Origin of the sequence: Streptomyces sp. NPDC055966 (genome assembly GCF_042269865.1) — a bacterium.
Taxonomy (GTDB): Bacteria; Actinomycetota; Actinomycetes; order Streptomycetales; family Streptomycetaceae; genus Streptomyces.
In genome coordinates, this window is record NZ_JBHJYK010000022.1 from 63,960 (window position 1) to 80,746 (window position 16,787).

Consider the following 16,787-nt stretch of genomic DNA (forward strand, 5'->3'; position numbering starts at 1 on the left):
CCGGAACGGACAGCCCGAGGGTCGACAGCCTCAGACGGTGCGGAGCACTGGTACAACGGCCTTCGCTTTACAAGTTCCTTCCGCGAGCGGCTGGCCCAGGATCACGGCCCGGTTGCCGGGCCTGCGACGTCCAGGGCGGTACCTCGAACCCACGTCGTAGGTTGTCCGGCTTACATGAGCGACACTGCCGTCCCCAAGAACGGCCAACGCAGCCGCGCTCATGCGACTGACCTGCATCTTCACTGCCTCACGGAGGCAAGATGAGCCTCGTTGACTGCTGGGGGCCTTCCACGGGCTAAGCACCCACCGTAGTCGAATGCACTGCAACAGTGACGAACCCCTGTCAGAAGGTGCACGAGGCACGTATGGTCGCTCCATGCCGGGAGAAGATCTGCACGACATCGGCGCCGACGGTGCTAGACGAGCGAAGGAGTGGCTTGAGGCCACTACGCGCGTCAAGGCCTCTTGGACCAACACAGATCCCAAGTGGAGCCGCCGCATGACATTCCGGTGGCCGACAGGAAAGCAAACGCAGTTCTCTCTAGATCTCGGCGGACTGCTCTGTGGTGGCGAATTCGATAACGATATCTTCATGGCCGAGTGCAAAAAGTATTCGACACCCGGAGATCAAGGCACCCACTATCTCAGCTATCTCGCCAAGTGTTACGTGATCGCCAGCAATCCGCAATGCTACGTCGATCACTTCATGTGGATAACCTGGTGCCCATTCAACGTCCAGGACTGGAATAGGCTACTCTCCAAAGAATGGATAGAGAAAGCCCTCCACAAACATAGTACCGACATCTTCGGGGACATCCCGACAGAAGAAGTCGCGTCCCACATTGACAACGAACTTGTGGGATGGGTAGCAGATCGACTTTGGATGATCGTGTTATCCGACAAGCAAGAGCAGCTCGTGATTACTCGCGAGCATCGGGCCCTCATTCAGAGGCATGAGGTACTGGAGGGAGCTCGGTGACTGTGACTGATTTTTCCAGTGCGCTACACGCGGCATTTGACGCTCCAGACCCGCGCGATGCAGTCAATCGGATCAAAAATGTTGTCGCCCACGAACTTTCCCAGACGGATGGTCGCGCAACCGTCAAAAAGACCGACTTCTTCAACCACACCTTTGCTCCGGACCTCGTATTGTCATGGCCGAACGAGCGTGAGCGTTTCGTTTTTCTGAAATCGGATACACGTCCCGCAGTTCTCCGTGACGACGTTGAAGCGATCCGCAAGCATGATCCGATCGTTTTTGCGCTCGACCCTGTGAACGAAAACCCACTTGATGCTGACGAACTGGGTGGCACGCCGCGCGACGACGACACACTCCTCGCCGACTCACGAGGAATGGAGGTGTTAATTCAAAGCCGCCGTAACGAACCAGTTGTGGGTCTCGCATCCAGTGCTGTTCTCCAGGGCGGTCGAGGCCTCCTGACGGGAAGAGAAGCAGAAGCAATGGCCTCCAGCGTTGCGGCCGGCTTCAACGGCGCACAACGACTGGACGCAGGCGCGACAGGGACAGCCGTTGCTCAGATTGCCGGCCACTTCGATCAGCGCCGAACTGCAAGGCTTCTACGCTTCCTCGGTGCGGTCTGGGTGGGATCAGGCGGGACACCCGCCAGCTTCCCTGGAGAGCAAGACGTTACAGGAGATCTTGACGGCGCGGCACTTGAATTCCTGATGGAACTTCCACCGATTGACGATTTTGAGTTTTGGCGTCGAATCGGACGCCCACTGACACTTGAGTCAATCTCACAGCTGAGCGTGGAAGCAGACTCCGACAACCTACAGTACTTGGTAGGCAGCAATCTCGACATACTACTTGCCCGCGCCTGCCGGATTATTGAGCATCAACAAGAGCTAGACGACAGTGAGGACTCGGCTTTCCGCTGGCGACTCGAAAGGCAGATGCTCAGCCTTCGCGGCCCACGATTCACCACCTATTTCGCAAGCAAGGTGGATGAGTTGAGGGTGGAACCTCAGGACGGGGACGGAATCGCGTTGCACGAACTACTTCGCCGCTCCGAGCGACGGAGGATTCCGATCAACGAGCTTGAACTAGCAACGCCCACACGCACAGTCTCGTACGCAACAGTCAATCGAGACGATATTTCGCACGACGAAGAACTTCTGAGGCTTTCAGCGACCTTTAGTTCTACAGCACACGTACAGACAGCAGTCGCCTCACTTCTCGGTTCTCGTCCTCTGGTTTGCGACTTTCCTCACCGGACCGCGAAGGGAAGAACAGCAGCGAGGTTCCCATTGGGCACCTTGGCTCCAGCCGCGTTGAGTCTGCTCACTTCATTGACTACAGATGAGCATCAGGCACTCGATGAGGTAACTCGCCATTACAGGGAGGAGCAGAGGGAAGTGGCACTGTTCGAGATAGACGAAGTTCACGTCCGTCAATCATTGCGGACGCTAAAGCCCCCGGTTAGTGAGCGGGAGGATAACTAGGCGATCGCAGGATGTGGCTCGGAGGACGCGCCGGACGGCCCGGCAGGATGCCGAACCGTCCTGGCCTTTTTGGCTGTTAGAGGTCTCGGCCGCCGTCAGACAGCCCAGCTCCAGCAGCACGAGCCGCTGAGCTAGCGGACCTCCATGGTGAAAGCCGATGTGTCACGCCGCCGCGGAACCTTCTGCTTGGCGTCGTGGTACCGCTCCAACGCATCAACCTTCGGCGCGGAACCCGTGTCGATCGCCCGTAGGGCACGAACGTCAGCTCGGTCATGCGCTCCAGCGCCATCGCGCTGCACGAGGACGACAACCTCGCGCGCATCACACAACTCGTTATCGCAGTAGACCTCCAAACGTCCTGTGTCATCTGGCAGGTCCCCCCAGGAAGTCATCGCGGTCCGCTCACCGCAGAAGTAGCACGGCAGTGCCTTCTGCTCAGCATCGGGCAAGCGTCGAGCCCACGGCGTCGTGCCCGACTCCCAATCGCCCCTGTTGTCGCCCATGTGCACACATCTCCGTCTCGATGAGTTTTGCTACGAGACAGCTTGCCGAACACGGCAACGGGTTGAGAGGGAAACCGTGAAGTGATGGTCCCGGCGATTGCGGGTAACCGTGGATGTGTACTGCTGCCGGCGTACGGCGTGTGGCACGACTCAGGCGGATTCAAGCAGGTGGCGCCCGTCATGGGCACGTACGTAGGGTGCGATCGTGGCGTCCAACGCGTCAAGCACACGCACGGCGTAGACCTCTCCCATCCATTTAGCGGTTTCATCAGGAGTCAGCCACTCGACAGCCGTCGACTCGCTCGACCTGCGCTCCACACCATCGATCGGCCGGCACCACGATGCCCCGGCTCATGCTCTTGTAGACGCCGGTCAGACGCTCAACGGAGACGCGGATACCCGTCTCTTCCAACACTTCCCACACGCCACCGTCTTCGGGGCATTCGTCCAGTTCGAGGACTCCCCCAGGGGGCTCCCACGTGCCGTTGTCCGCACGCCGGATCACGAGGACGCGGCCGTCCCACTCGTTGACTGAGCGACGTGGGCGGCATGGCCGCGAAGCCAAGTATCAGAGCAGACGTGAGCGCATCCCCCACCCCCTTCTTCCCCACCACCGGGACGTCAGCCGTCGACGTAGACTCAAAAGAAGCCGTCAACTCATTGAAGAGATGGGTGCAAGGTCATCCGGGAGGCCCCGCATGAACGACGGAACTCTGCCAAATCCAGCGGATTTCGGTTACGATCCGGCAGATTTTGGCGCCGACGAAATTAGGGTAGTACGCTTGGGTGATTCGGGATATCACTGGACGGCATACAGCCGTCCCGGCGGCCGGAGCGGCGACCAGGGCGGCGGCCAGATAAGCTGGAATACCGATCTTGAGGGAAACTACATCGATTACAGTCCAGATCCACGGTATGGGCCAGTAGTACACATGAGTGACAGAAACATAAAAGGATCTGGTACTAGCGTTTGGCATCTACAGGAGGAATGCACCGAGCCCCACGATGGAAGTGCGGACTGATAAATGACCCCACCCTAAAGCAACTTCGCCCCAGCCGCTTGCCAATCAAACCCTTCATAGGGCGGTTGCGTTCTGCCGCTCACCTTGGCTCCGGCAAGGCGTGCTGATTCGAGTCCACCCGCGTGCGTGAAATCCGTCCCTCGCAGATCCGCCCCAGCGAGGTTAGCTCCCCTAAGGTGCGCATTGGGGAGATCGGCATTACTCAAATCCGCGCCCGGCATTTCGACGCCTTCGAGCCAAACCCCGTCAGCTTTCGCAGATTTTAGAACGGCGCCCCCGAGATCAGCCCCCTTGGACCCTTGCACCCCGAATCGTGCACCCCTTAGGTTGCCACTTTCGAAGCGCGCTCCTTTGGCTATTGCGCCACGCAGATCAGCTCTCTCCAAGTTGATCGGCCTCAATTTCTTGACTTTACTATTGACGCCCTCAAGGTTCGCGTTCCGGAGTATCGACTTATAGAAATGCGCACCCCCCAGATTGGCTAGACTCAATACCGCGTTACTGAGATCGGCCATGCTTAGATCCACATCGGCCAGATAAGCGCCATGCAGGTCTGCTCCTCGTAGATTTATACCTCTAAGGTCAGCATACCGGTGACTCGAATATTTCCAGCCGGAGACGACTTCGGATACACCCAAGCGGTGAATCCTGGCAAGCACGATGAGAGCCATAGCTGCGTCCGGCTCCAAACCCAGGGGTGACGTCCTATTTGCGGAACTGCGCCTTGGACCCGAGGTCGTCACTCTGTCCTTAGAGCGGATATGCACAGCTAGGAGATTGGCGATCGTAGCCCGATCCGCCTTAGACTCGCGTGCGACTCTATCCAGAGATAGGACGGCACCAACACGTACGCTCGCTTCATTTTCCTTGCCTAGCTGATCTACCGCCCGAGAGAAGCGCTCGGTTATCTGCCCCTGCCTACTCAGGCGGAACCCCTTCCAAGTGAAGAGCGCGGTAAACAGAAAGAATGCTCCTGCCAAGGCCTGAACCATAACGGTACGAACATCGTTTTCCGCTTTAAGTTTATCCGTTTGCACCATCCCGGAAAAGGCGTTACTCCCCTCAACCCTTTCCACTACCCACTTGGGTTCAAAGATGGCAAAAAGTAGGGTTCCTATAACAACCAGCGCCAGCGCCGTGAACGCCAGAGTCTCGCGATATTTCCGCATACAAGAACTCCAGAAGCGCGCCTCTTGCATTAATCCCTGGCCACACAGAGCGTGTCGACCTCAATCCGCGGCTCTTTTTGGATCAGCAGATCAAGACCGACCTCAAGCGAGACCGTGGGCTGTCCTGCAGAAAAGAAGATTCTGTCCCGCTTGCATAGATCTGGATCAATATACTCTGGCACTCCAAACAGGCCACCGAGTGCGGGGAAGCAGCCCAGTGAACACCAGATAAATTTATGCTCTATTTCCTCTTCCGTAGCAAGACGGCATTTTTCACCCACGCTTTGGGAAGCCGTACTCAGGTCGAGGCGCTGTTCTGCAGGCAGAACAGCCATGATCCACTTGGTTTTCCCGATCAAGTGATCGCAGCGCAGGAAGAGCACCTTCGCGACGTCCCTGCGGTCAATTCGGTGCTTCCTTTCGAGTGCTTCAGCCCTCGCTACCGCTGTGCATGCCGGAGAATGCGAATAAGATTTCCACGCCACATTCTGCTGCTGCAAGTAATCCTCGACATTAGACACTTCGATCGGCCCCAAAGTTGCTCGAATTATTCCGTCAAGCGCGTTGCGCGCCTCGTCGAGGTGGCCCGTCCTTCTCAGATTGGATCAGAAGGGCATGTGGCGCATCTTGAGGTCTGGGATCCAGGCTGGGAGAGGACGGATCACCCCGCGAGCGATGGACGGCTCAACCAATCCGCTGAGATCGACCGGAGGTAGCGTGCCCCTTGCCCGCTACGCTGGTACGCACCACCTCAGAATGGAGCGTGCCCCGCGGATGGGAGCGAAGACGACCAAGGTCTACGAGACGCTTCGCTCACGGCTCGCCGCCGGCGAGTACGTCCCCGGCGGCAAGTTCCCCTTGGAACGGACGTTGGTCTAAGAACTCGGCATCGGCCGGACCGCGCTCCGGCAGGTGCGCGCTCGCCTCGTTGCCGAAAGTGCGTTGGAGGTTCGGGGGCGCAGCTCGTACCGCGTGCCCGGGGCAGTCAGTGTGAAGGCTCCGGAGGGGCCTGAGCCGTGGCGCATCCACGGCGAACGCGATTTCTACGACAACCGTTGGGTCTGGCAGATCATCTACTTCTGGCCGCTCTACACGGGCACCGCGATCCCCATAGACCAGTGGCGGGCGCGGATGTGGCTGGACACCTGGGTCTAGCTGGGCTGACGCCGTCACGGCGTGACGCGATCCATCACGCCATGACGGTCGTTGTTGGTCGTCAGCGGTCGTCGCCGGTCCCCCTCGGACGGCCCGAGCACGGCCCGAGGCCGGCCCCGCTCGGAAGCCCAGTAGATTTACAGCGGGCCACTTCCGCCGGCGGTGACCTGCGGCTTTCCATATGTCACTCGCTGCTGGGGGATGCCTGGGGGATCAGAGCCGAGCTACCCAGTGAAACCGGACCCGAAGCGGTGCACCCAATCGCTCTCGCGGCCATCAGGTAGGTCGGGCGCTGGAGCGGGATGCAACTGCTCCTCCCCGCAAGCACGCGCCCAGAACTGGCCGTCCAGTGAGAACTTCGGTCGGTCATCGTCAGATGAAACAGGAACGAGGCTGGTGGAGATCCACTCACCCTTGGTCGGTTCCGGCAATCCGAGCGCACGGGCGGCGTGTGGGTGTGATCCTTGGTGGCCCAGCACGACAATGCCCTCCGGGCGCAGCTTTATCCGGGCGTCGCGGGCGCGCTTCGGCGCGTCGTCCTGCTGGCCGACGGTCAACACGGTCTGGCGACTAATGAGCCGGTCTTGCACATCACGGAACAGCTGGTTCACCCGCTGCTGACCCGACGAGGATCGGCGGCGCGGCAGTCGGGCAGTGAGAATCCGCTCGCGTGTTTCGGGATCCAGGTGGCGGAGCAGGTTCGTCGGCAGATCCCTCTGGAGCCCACCCCAGAGCCAGTAGACCTCGGACTTGGCGCCGTCGGAGAGCTTGCGCTTGTTGTCTCGGTTGTATGCGCGGACGAGGTCACCGTTTTCACCCAGCGCTCTCTTCCAACGCAGGCGCTCATCGGTGATCCGCACTACGCCAGCGGCCCACCGGCTCGTGTCGTCGTCTATCCAGGTCACGACTGCAGCATGGTCAGCACGGCCACTCCGCTCGCCGTGGTCGGCGCACAGATACATCTCCATCGGGATCTCCCAGCCACCGAGATCCTTGGAGAACTTGCAGTCGATGTCGAGGCCGGCGATGGACCAGTCGAGGTCTGCGCCGTTGTCAATGGCGAACTCCTTGGTGAGGTTCACCTCGACGGCCGTGCCGAGATACGTCTTCTCGGTCTTCGTCAGGTGCTGGTACGCCCAGCGCCCCGTCCGCTGGCCATCGAGCAACTCGTCGAGGGAGTCGCGGAGCGCCCATCGGAAGCGCTCTCGCGCCTCCGGCTGGCTGTAGAACCACTCCACGAACGGGACAAGGTCATCGGGGACGGGTTGCGTAAGACCGGACTGGATCCGCCATTCACGCGGCACCCTGCTCATGGGCTCGGTCGGGAGATCCCAAGTGCGGTACGAATTGCGGCGCGAGTGCTTCGCCGCCAACGCGCGCGAATCCTGCATGCCAGCCTGAGCAGCATCCTCAGGCAGCCACAGACCCTCTTGTATCGTCACGCGCTCAAGTCTGGCAGCAGGCACTCAACCGGGTTCAACGAGCCCCACCGTGGCGGGCGTTGTCGTCATTCGGCGGGAGACGCATCCTCGACCGGCTTCAAGGGGGACGCAAAAGCGCTAGGCCCCCACCAGCACCTCGTCGTCAGGCGCGGACGCGGCTTGCGTCGGCAGACGGTGCCACCAATCAAGCTTCGCCAGCAGCTCCTCACTCGGAGGAGGCCAGCCGAAGGCGGCGCTCAAGACGTGAAGCGCCAGCCGCGGCGGAACTGCGTTCCCGATCTGCTGCCCGATGTCGCGACCGGACCATGGGTAGTCGGCAGGAAACGTCTGAAGACGTCCGGCCTCGGAGTGGTTGAACCGATCCAGTTCTGCTCCGTCGAGGGAGACGACACGGTTGCGGCGGATCTTGCCAGTCACAGTGGCAGAGGGCTGGGACGAGGTCCTGCGCCCACGCAGCTTTGGGTCACCGCCGGTTCCGTAGTTCGAGATGACCTCGAAGGGCGTTCCTCGCTCGATTACGTCGCCCATGGTGCGCCAGGGCTCCTTCGAGGCGTCTCCAGCATCACGCGGAACCCCCTTGCGGTAGGTCCGGTGGGTAGAGGCAGGCAGCTTCACGTCGTGCTCCCCCCTACGCGCGATCAGTACCGCCCGCTTCCGCGTCTGCGGAACGCCGTAGGCCTCCGTGAGCAGCAGTCCGAAGTCAACCGAGTAACCCTCGTTCCTGAGGGCTCGGGCGTACGCCTCCCATACAGGGAGCACTGCAGGCACCTGCTCCAGGATGATCGCCTCGTAGGGCTTTTTCTGCACGTCGATGGCTTCCAAGATCCATCGGAGGGGTTCCAGTACGAGGCCGGTCCGCTCGTCATCCAGGTTCGCGAGATCGCTAACGATCTGCTCGCGGTTGACGCGAGCAGTCATTTGCTCAACGAATTTGAGGACGTCATCGAGGGCCTTACGGCCCGCCCCAGTGCCTGCGACCGTGAATGTCTGGCAGGGCGGGCCGCCGGCGAGCACGTCTGCGTCCGGAAAGTCGGCCGGACCGTACTGTCGCACGTCGCCCTGGACTGTGCCCAGGCCAGCAGCGCGGCGGGTTTCGCAGGCGTCGGCATCCCATTCAATGCCGACCGTGGGTACTCCCAGTCTTTCAGCAGCCACGTCCACGCCACCAGGTCCGGCGAACAAGTCGACGATCTTGACTGGCTGCACGTGATCTCCAGAGCGTCAGGGTGGTGGTCCAAGCGGCCGCACTTTGTAGTGCAGCGCTCTGGGAGCGTACCTGTGACCACTGACAACCCAGTGCTGTGTCGGTCTCCCGCGGCTAGATGGAACCGTGTGAGGTTCTAGACGTCCCGCAGGTCTGCCTCGTACTCCGGGTTGAGCAACTCATCCTTCGGGGCGCCCCCCATGAGGGCGTGCCGTCCTCCGTGGCACTGAATGCAGAGTGTGATCAGATTCTCTTCGTCGTTCTTGCCGCCCTTGTGCACTGGCAGAACGTGATGAATCTGTAGTGAGGCACCCTGCGCTGGAGTCCGCCCGCAGTCCTGGCAGGTGCGCTTGTCTCTGTCGAGGATCTTGTAGCGAAGCTTGATCGCCTCTCGGACGCGCGGCGGTCGCTTCGCCAGCGTCGGGAGCCTGTACGACCCTGGCGGAAGGGTCGGATCATCGACGTTGGAGATGATCTGCCAGCCGTCTTCTTCCAGCTCACGCAGGCGACGCGGCCACTCTTGAATCTTGGCCACGTAGGCGAGCTGCTCCTTGTCGGCGGGGCGTGGGGAGATCGCCTGGAGGTAGTGGAGGAGCCTGGCGCGGCCAGCTGCGTCCTTGCCTCCGGGCTTCTTGAGCGTTCGTGCTTCCTTGGCCACTCGCCAGCGGTCCGCAAGGTCCTCATCCGGTTCGTCCGCCGTCAGCCGGTAGTGGTCATAGGGAAGGTCATCGCGGGTGACGCCAGATTCGACCGGCCAGCCAAACTCCACTCGCAGTTCCCGCACTCGCCTAGCCCACTCCACAATGCCCGAGACGCCGGCGAGATGATCGGCCGGCACTGGTTCGCCCACATGGCGACACAGGTAGAGCAGTATGGCCTCGCGCGCCGACGCGATACCAAGGCTCTTGTTCGCTTCGTTCAGTCCGTCGCGGAGACGGGCCGACAAGCCCCCCAGCTCTGCAGCAAACTCCAGCCATGCCTCCCTACCGACTGTGGCGTCCTCAGCTCGTTCCAACACCTTCAGGTACTCGCTGGCGGCGACTCGCATGTTCGAGATCGCTTGCACAGAGCGTGCTTCGCCCTTAGATGGCATGTGCCCCCCTGGCATCTTGATCGCTGGCGCAGCGTACGACAGCAGAGCCGGCTCCCAGCGGTCAAAGATGCAGGTGGACATCTGGGCTTGCCCAGCCAGCACGCCACAAGCGCGCGGCGGATAGCTGCGCGCTCGTCGTGGTCATTGGCTACCGCTGCCCTGTCTAGGACAGGCCTGTCCCGTGCCACTGGGCAAGGCCGACGCCAACCCCGTCGGGAGTCCAGCAGACTTACTGCGGGCTCCGCTCACCTTGTGTGGCCTGCGATTCCTCTGGTGCCTCCCGCGGCTGGGGGACGTGTGGGGGAAACAGGGCAGGCGTTTTAGACTCCTCGTCGGCGGCCGTCTTACCGACCGGTGTCCGATAGGCGTAGGAGATGACCGTCAGATCCTCGTCCAGCACGACCCATGGACTCGTGCAGTGCAGGACACCTCCACTGGTCGTGGACTTTGAGCCTGTACGGTCAAGCCTGATCGAGTGAACAACCACCAACGCGTTGTGCGGGTAGTACCGACGCTGCTTCTCCACCTCGGCACGTGTGAGGATCACGTCCGTGCCAGCAGACGTTGTCCCCTTCACCTCGGCGTGGCATCGTTCCTCGCCCCGGGACAGGAGAAGGTCGAAAGACTCTTTCGCACCGACGTCCTTGACCGACCACCCCTGAGCCTTGAAGTGCTCTGTGGCCATGCGCACGCTGTGAAGTTCGACGGCTTTGCGTTCGTCAGCGGTGAGCAAGAAACCCTGCCCCGAGCGACGCGGGCGCGCCCCTCTCGGCGTACGACGGCCAGCAGTCCTGGCCGCGCTCTGCTCGGCTTCCAGCACTTCTGGCGCAGGGTCCCCGGGGATGTGGGGCGCAAGCCGCTCCTCCTTGTACAGAGCTCCGAGGAGCTCTGTCATGAACAGCAGGTCCGCAATGAGCACCTCCTGGTCCGGGACGTGGTCGCGTTCATAGGCGATGGCCGCGACATTGCCCGGACCGTAGCCGCGGCCCAATGAAGTCCGAGCATCCAGCTCAATGACCTCGTTCAGGTCCCGCCGCGCGGCCATCGCCTCAGCCAGGAGGGGCAGGGCCCAACCGACACGCGCTCGAAGATCCTCGGCTTTGCGAGCCTTGAAATCGCCCCCCGTCCAGATGGTCGTTCCCTGGTTCAACGACAGGTAGACCCGCTGGCCCGAGGCGCTGAAGAGGTACACCACGTACCAACCGGTGGTCGCGCTCGGAGACTGCTCGCGCCCGGACACCCGGACCCACGGCACCTCGGTCTTGAGACCCGTCCCATCTCGTCCCTCGATGCACAGCTGATCCGGCGTGGTGCCAAGCGCAGCTGCCAGAGCCGCCTCGTGCCCCCTCAGGAAGCCAGGGATCTCCCGCCGGATGGTGACGCCGCGAGCCTGCATCTCCTCAGTGTTCTTCGACGTCCAACTTGGTTGCAAATCCAGGACTTTGAGCAATAGATCTTCCACGCGAGGCAGGGTAACTCTGATTGCTGACACGGATGCACCCGTCGAGGGAGGGCGTTTGAGACAAGATCGCCAGCAGATGGCGGCGCCCCGCCACCTGCACAACCAAGCTGCCGACGCGTTCGCGACATGTGTTCCGGCCGAAGACTGACCGGAGGATGCGATGTGCTCATCTGTCGCATTCCGCCGGGTCGCCACCCTCATCGCGGGAATGGGTGCCTACAGCCCGGGCCGCGCTTTAGGGGAGCGTTGAGCGACCACGCGCCACCCACGGGTTGCCTACCTTTGCTGGCGCTGGCCCGGTCACGTCCAGGGACGTGACCGCTGGCCCTACTCATTGCCGCAGCCTCTGGCTCCCTGGGAGTCCACCTCCTACTTTCTGGCAAGAGAGTGGCACGCTCGGTTGGCAGCCGTTCAAAGGCCCCTCAATGGGGCCTGTCGAGTCAACGGGAGGCAAGGGATGGCGCTTCGCTGCACCGCAAGACCGCAGCGCGCCGGCCTCCCCCATCCCCAACGCTGCTTGCGCCAGCGACGACGAACGGCCCTGACAGTCCTGCTGCATCGCTGCTCCTAACGTGGGCGCTGGTGCCAGCACCAATGGAGCCAGAGCGAGGACAGTCCGTCTCTGCGGCCAGGTGTCCTGCGTTTTCCAGTGAGGAAGCTGTTGAGTCACCCAGCCGCCCCAAAGGCTCGCGCGAGGTCTTGCAGCCCGAGGCTTTGACGAACGTGCAGGTCAGACGGGAGGTCCCAGGACCGCTCGCCCTGTTGCCCAATGCGGCGGAGGGCGCTCTTGTCAGTGGGTGGTGATACACATACCACTGGCCATCGTGAATCAGGTCAGTAGAATAGATTCAGAAGGAGGTGCTACGTGGATCTCGTGCTTGTGGGGGAGCGGATCCGCCGCGAACGTGAGCGTGCTGGACTCAACCAGCGTGAGCTCGCAACACGCGCCCAGCTCTCCCAACCGACCCTGACTCGCATCGAGAACGGCGCTCGCTCCAACGTAACTCTCGTTGAGCTAGATCGTCTCGCGGTTGCGCTTGACATCCCTGTGCGGCTGCTGACCAGCGGTGACCCTGTGCGCCAGAGGGTGCAGATCGCAGCGAGAATCAACGAAGCGGTTGAGGTGGAGCGCGAGGAAGCGCTTCGGCGCACCCTTGGAGTTCTAGAGCTTGACGCTCGCCTGGACAAGCTTGGGACACAGGCAACACAACAACGGAAGCCCGAGGGCTGCCTGCCCCTGCCGGATGAGGATCTACCGCGGGAGCAGCAAGCCAGGGAGCTAGCTCATCAGGTGCGAGCAGCGCTCAATCTGGGCTGTGCACCCATTGCTGACGTCGATGAGTTGATCGAGCAGCTCACTGGAGTGGACACAGCAGTCCTAAACCTGCCGAAGACAGCAGATGGGTTCACTGCCACGGATCCAGTACGCGAGACGACTCTAATTGCCGTTCGTGTATGTGATGTGCCAGAAAGACAGCGGTTCAGTTTTGCTCACGAGCTTGGGCACCTGCTTTGGAGCGATGGCGCCCAAGTGCATGAGCTAGACGGTGCAAGAACATCAGGCGAGAAGCGAGCTGATGCTTTCGCCCGCCACCTCTTGGCCCCAGAGGAAGGTATCAAAGCGTGGCTCTCCAGTGAGCGTTCCCCCGCAAAGGGCGGGATCAGCGAACGTACAGCTGCCCTCCTGGCTCGGCACTTCCGGGTGAGCTTCCCCGTCATCCTCATTCAGCTGGAATCAATGGGGATGATTACGGCCGAGCGAAAGAAGGAGCTCTGGGGGCCAACGGGGGCTCAGTTGGCTCAGCGCTATGGCTGGGGCCCTGCGTATGAGCAGGAGCAAGAGGCAGCCCAAGCTGTGCGGGCGCCTCGGCGCATCCTTGAGCGCGCCGTCGAGGCGTACCGGCAGAACCTTATTGGGGTCCGCGCCTTGGCTATGCTTGAAGGTCGCAAACCGGAGGAAGCCGAGGAAAAGCTTCGAGAGGCTGGGATAATCCCCAACCCGCCGCGTCCCAAGCGCGCCAATCTTTCCCGGTTGGTTGCGCGCGGTCGGGCGAAGGACGAGTAGAGTAGCCTCGGCGGGGGGACGTCGAAGGGTGGGGGGGCTTGCCCAAGAAGCACGAGGAAGCATCCGAAGAAGCTGCTTCGCCGGAGCAGCAAGAGTCGGTTTGCATCCTGGACGCGGTCATTTGTGTGCACTTCGTCGGGGCCAACCTCCACCGACTGCTCGTGGACGTTCTGGAGAAGGCCGAGTTGACGCTCCTCGTGCCTCAGGAGGTCTGCGACGAAGTGGCTCGCAAGGACCGGAAGTATCGCGGGCTGAAGCTCCGCTGGAGCCGGCTGGAGCGGAGTCAGCACGTCCGGGTCCTCCCTGCCCTTGAGGCCCGGACGGCACCCACCCGCGTGATTGAAGTGTTTGAGGACGTGCGCGGACGTCAGCTCGAAGATGCGCTGCGGGAATCCAAAGATCTGGGCGAAGCGGTCGTGGTGGCGCACGGAGTGAACTTCCAGGATCTGGGTCACGAGGTGCTCGTTGCAATCGACGACCAGGGTGGTCAAGCTCTTGCAGCCGAGCGTGATCTTGAAGTCATCACGGTAGAAGACGTCCTCGTGATGGCCATTGAGTTTGGGCACTTCCCGACTGAGGGGGAGTTGAAAAAGACTTACGAAAAGCTGCGGGGCTTTGGTGACGGCCTTCCCTCGTACGTACGCACCCAGCTGAGCATCTCGTACAAGGAGTGGCGAGAGCGCGGCTAACCAGTGTGAGCGATCACGGGTAGCATTTGGGGATGGCCAGCACCACGCGTGAGACCATCCGATCCCGTATAGGCCAGCGCCGGCGGCGCGCCCCTATACCAGTGCTGGCCGATCCCTCGCCGGAGGCATTGCGTTGACCGGGACCCCGCTATCGCGGTGCTCGACTCATGGACACCGGTCCTACCCATACGTGAGCGCACGTCGGCGTAGCGCGGGCGGAGCGGGCCGGAGGGAGGAGAGACGCCCGCAGCGGAGCCGGGAAGTATGCCCGGCGGAGCGCGAGCGCAGCCAGGTGCCTTGATGAAATAGAGAAAGTTGCCCGCGCCGGGAGCACGACGGTTTTTAAGGGCTTCAATATCACACTTAATTCACCCGACACAATGGTGCAAGTCGCACAGGGGTCGGGCCATAATCAACTGGAGATGAGCGAGAAGCCCCAGGCGCTCTCGCCTCAATCCCGAAGCAGGGACAGACTCTAAATCGAATTCGCCAGCACTCCGGCGTCGACCGTAGGCACCGCCACCCACTCCTCTTGCCGGAGGATAGCGGTCGATCACGGCGCCCGAACTCATCTAAGTGCGTCCGCCAGGACGTCCATGGAACCGATTACCGCATCGGCTCCAGCTTTGGCCAGGGAAAGCTCCTTGCCGGGCCGATTGGCGTAGCCGACAGACCTGGACTCTGCCGCAATTGCAGCCTCGATATCAGTTACCGAGTCTCCCACAAGCGTGCAGCCCTGCGGAGCGGCACCCAAGCGAGCAGCGGACATCAGGAGCATGTAAGGCGACGGCTTCAGTTGGTGCGGCTGGCAAGCGGGGCGCCCGACAATCTCTTCCACCAGAGAGGCTAGATCGTGGTACGCAAGAAATTCCCGGACACACTCTGCGGAATTATTGCTCACGATCGCCACACCTCGACCGGATGCCCTGGCCGCTTCAAGGGAAGCTACGGCTCCAGGTGTGGGATCTCCCGCCGATTTCACTGCCTCAAGTTCAGCTTCAACTAGGCGCTCTTCCACAGCCCGCAGAGCGGCCTCTCCACCTTGGGGAGAAATGCGGATAGCGTCCATGAAGTCCATTCCCTCCATCTCCTCCGAGAGCTCCATATTAAATTCACGCATCACATCGACAAGACTTCTAGCGACTTCTGAAGCGGGAAGCCCGGAGAATACTTCACAGATGGGTCCGTCGAAATCGAAGAGCACGGCTCGCGTGGTCGAAATTACCCCTTCCAGACTCTTACTCACCATCAGGATTGAAGTCCCTTCCAATGGTGGTCCACACACTGTCGAACCACATCCTGGCCTGATCAACCTGCTGGGCCCCGCTGGAGGATTCACCCTCATTTATCGAGTAGTGGAACAAGGTTGCATCCGGCCCGATCAGGTCGAAGATTTCGATGGCCTCTCCTTGCACGACCACCTTGTTGGGCCGGATCGGGTAGTACCCGAAGAATGCGTCCTCCTGGTTAATTACGTAAAGCTTGAAGAACTGCGTCCCGCTATGCAGGCGAACTGACACCTTCGTTTCAGGAACCAATCCGAGCAGACTCAGCTCGTGCACCTGGTTAGCGATCCCCCGAGTAAAGCCGACCATCAAGTCGTGCATGCGCATGCGCAGACGGGGGTCATCTGCCCCGTCGCTCTTCCGCACAGGTGCAGCCTGAGGTACAGACATATCTGGCACCAGAATGCGGATCTTGATGCTGACCGGAGTAAGGCGCCCTACACGAATCTTATCGATTGGATCCTGTAGGGCGGCATGCAGAGTCTCGCTTGAGAAGCCGGCGAAGTCGATAGAGACGTCCCGGCTCGTGAAGGCCTGCTCCACATAAGGGCGAAGACCGGCAGGCCGCTCGGTCCGATTCCTTACATAGACCCCGCTCCCCTTACGGGATACGACCAGACCCTCATCCTCAAGGTCGCGAAGTGCTCGCTGGATCGTCGCTCGGGCGAATCCGTACAGCTCAGTCAGCTTGTTGTGCGAGGGCAGCCTTTCACCGGGGGCCAACCGCTTCGTACGGATGGCCGCACTCAAGCTGCTTGCCACCTGCTCATACGGCGGCCGGCTGTCGTCTGGGTCCAACGGTTCGGGCGTGAAGGTCATGCCCCAATGCTACGGCCCCGCCCCCCGATCAAGACAGCCAGGACAGCCAGGTATTGACATGGCTAGCCAGGCTGACTACGTTGATGTCATCCCGATCGGGCTAGCCAAGTTGGTCAGGTCGGGGGAGGCCCTTCTTTGGGCTGTTCTGACCACGCCCGGCGGGCCCTGTCCGCGAGGGAGAGGAGCCCCTGACCAGGGGTTACCGCGCTCGTCGGGGAGTGGTTCTTCTTTGAGAACTCAATAGGGTGCCAAGTTCGATGGGGTTTGAGTCCCCGTCCCCGCAACGGCCCGGGTGATGGCCGCCCGGCGGCCACTTCTGCGTGCCAGCTCCTGGTTAGAGCCCTGGGGGTCATCCCTCCATTGAGTGGAGGGCATTCCCTGGCATGCGCCGCCCTGCTGGCGTCAGAGCAGTGAC

The 16,787-nt window shown here is 61.5% G+C and carries 13 protein-coding genes and 2 pseudogenes; 5 read left to right on the top strand and 10 right to left on the bottom strand.

Going from position 1 to position 16,787, the window contains the following annotated elements; translation table 11 throughout:
- The first annotated feature begins 376 nt into the window (after window positions 1-376).
- Window positions 377-979, top strand: a complete 603-nt coding sequence (locus tag ACFC8N_RS37030; protein ID WP_376293376.1) for a hypothetical protein — start codon at window positions 377-379, stop codon at window positions 977-979.
- 2 nt (window positions 980-981) lie between these two features.
- Window positions 982-2,463, top strand: coding sequence for a hypothetical protein (locus tag ACFC8N_RS37035; RefSeq protein ID WP_376293378.1), 1,482 nt, complete (start codon window positions 982-984; stop codon window positions 2,461-2,463).
- A 131-nt stretch (window positions 2,464-2,594) separates the two neighbouring features.
- Here the strand turns inward: ACFC8N_RS37035 and ACFC8N_RS37040 are convergent, their stop codons facing one another.
- From ACFC8N_RS37040 to ACFC8N_RS37055, 4 genes and pseudogenes are all read right to left on the bottom strand, one after another.
- Complete coding sequence (locus tag ACFC8N_RS37040; protein WP_376293379.1) at window positions 2,595-2,966, bottom strand: hypothetical protein; 372 nt, start codon at window positions 2,964-2,966, stop codon at window positions 2,595-2,597.
- Window positions 2,967-3,116: 150 nt separating this feature from the next.
- Window positions 3,117-3,531 (bottom strand): annotated as a pseudogene (locus ACFC8N_RS37045) (NUDIX hydrolase).
- Window positions 3,532-4,002: 471 nt separating this feature from the next.
- Window positions 4,003-5,157, bottom strand: a complete 1,155-nt coding sequence (locus ACFC8N_RS37050) for a pentapeptide repeat-containing protein (protein ID WP_376293381.1) — start codon at window positions 5,155-5,157, stop codon at window positions 4,003-4,005.
- A gap of 29 nt (window positions 5,158-5,186) precedes the next feature.
- A complete protein-coding gene (locus ACFC8N_RS37055) occupies window positions 5,187-5,678 on the bottom strand; it encodes a YbaK/EbsC family protein (RefSeq protein WP_376293383.1) in 492 nt (163 codons plus the stop codon).
- A 253-nt stretch (window positions 5,679-5,931) separates the two neighbouring features.
- Here ACFC8N_RS37055 and ACFC8N_RS37060 point away from each other — a divergent pair.
- A pseudogene (locus ACFC8N_RS37060) lies at window positions 5,932-6,219 on the top strand (GntR family transcriptional regulator); the annotation flags it as partial.
- A gap of 317 nt (window positions 6,220-6,536) precedes the next feature.
- Here the strand turns inward: ACFC8N_RS37060 and ACFC8N_RS37065 are convergent.
- From ACFC8N_RS37065 to ACFC8N_RS37080, 4 genes are all read right to left on the bottom strand, one after another.
- Window positions 6,537-7,754, bottom strand: a complete 1,218-nt coding sequence (locus tag ACFC8N_RS37065) for a NaeI family type II restriction endonuclease (RefSeq protein WP_376293385.1) — start codon at window positions 7,752-7,754, stop codon at window positions 6,537-6,539.
- Window positions 7,755-7,871: 117 nt separating this feature from the next.
- On the bottom strand, window positions 7,872-8,960 hold the full coding sequence (locus tag ACFC8N_RS37070; protein WP_376293388.1) for a DNA cytosine methyltransferase: 1,089 nt from the start codon (window positions 8,958-8,960) through the stop codon (window positions 7,872-7,874).
- Window positions 8,961-9,094: 134 nt separating this feature from the next.
- Window positions 9,095-10,006 carry an HNH endonuclease gene (locus ACFC8N_RS37075; RefSeq protein ID WP_376293391.1) on the bottom strand — a complete coding sequence of 304 codons (912 nt, stop codon included), beginning with the start codon at window positions 10,004-10,006 and terminating at the stop codon, window positions 9,095-9,097.
- Between the two features lie 274 nt (window positions 10,007-10,280).
- Entirely contained in the window at window positions 10,281-11,513 is a 1,233-nt protein-coding gene (locus tag ACFC8N_RS37080) for an MrcB family domain-containing protein (RefSeq protein ID WP_376293394.1), read from the bottom strand.
- 865 nt (window positions 11,514-12,378) lie between these two features.
- Here ACFC8N_RS37080 and ACFC8N_RS37085 point away from each other — a divergent pair.
- A complete protein-coding gene (locus tag ACFC8N_RS37085; protein ID WP_376293395.1) occupies window positions 12,379-13,578 on the top strand; it encodes a helix-turn-helix domain-containing protein in 1,200 nt (399 codons plus the stop codon).
- Between the two features lie 38 nt (window positions 13,579-13,616).
- Window positions 13,617-14,267, top strand: coding sequence for a hypothetical protein (locus tag ACFC8N_RS37090; RefSeq protein WP_376293397.1), 651 nt, complete (start codon window positions 13,617-13,619; stop codon window positions 14,265-14,267).
- 568 nt (window positions 14,268-14,835) lie between these two features.
- On the opposite strand, the gene ACFC8N_RS37095 is transcribed toward ACFC8N_RS37090, so the two are convergent.
- Together ACFC8N_RS37095 and ACFC8N_RS37100 are read right to left on the bottom strand one after the other, a co-directional pair.
- Window positions 14,836-15,471: an HAD family hydrolase gene (locus ACFC8N_RS37095; RefSeq protein WP_376293399.1), complete on the bottom strand. Its 636-nt coding sequence runs from the start codon at window positions 15,469-15,471 to the stop codon at window positions 14,836-14,838.
- A 34-nt stretch (window positions 15,472-15,505) separates the two neighbouring features.
- The gene (locus tag ACFC8N_RS37100; RefSeq protein ID WP_376293402.1) at window positions 15,506-16,372 is read right to left on the bottom strand and encodes a GntR family transcriptional regulator; all 867 of its coding nucleotides are present in this window, start codon (window positions 16,370-16,372) and stop codon (window positions 15,506-15,508) included.
- Between the last annotated feature and the right edge of the window lie 415 nt (window positions 16,373-16,787).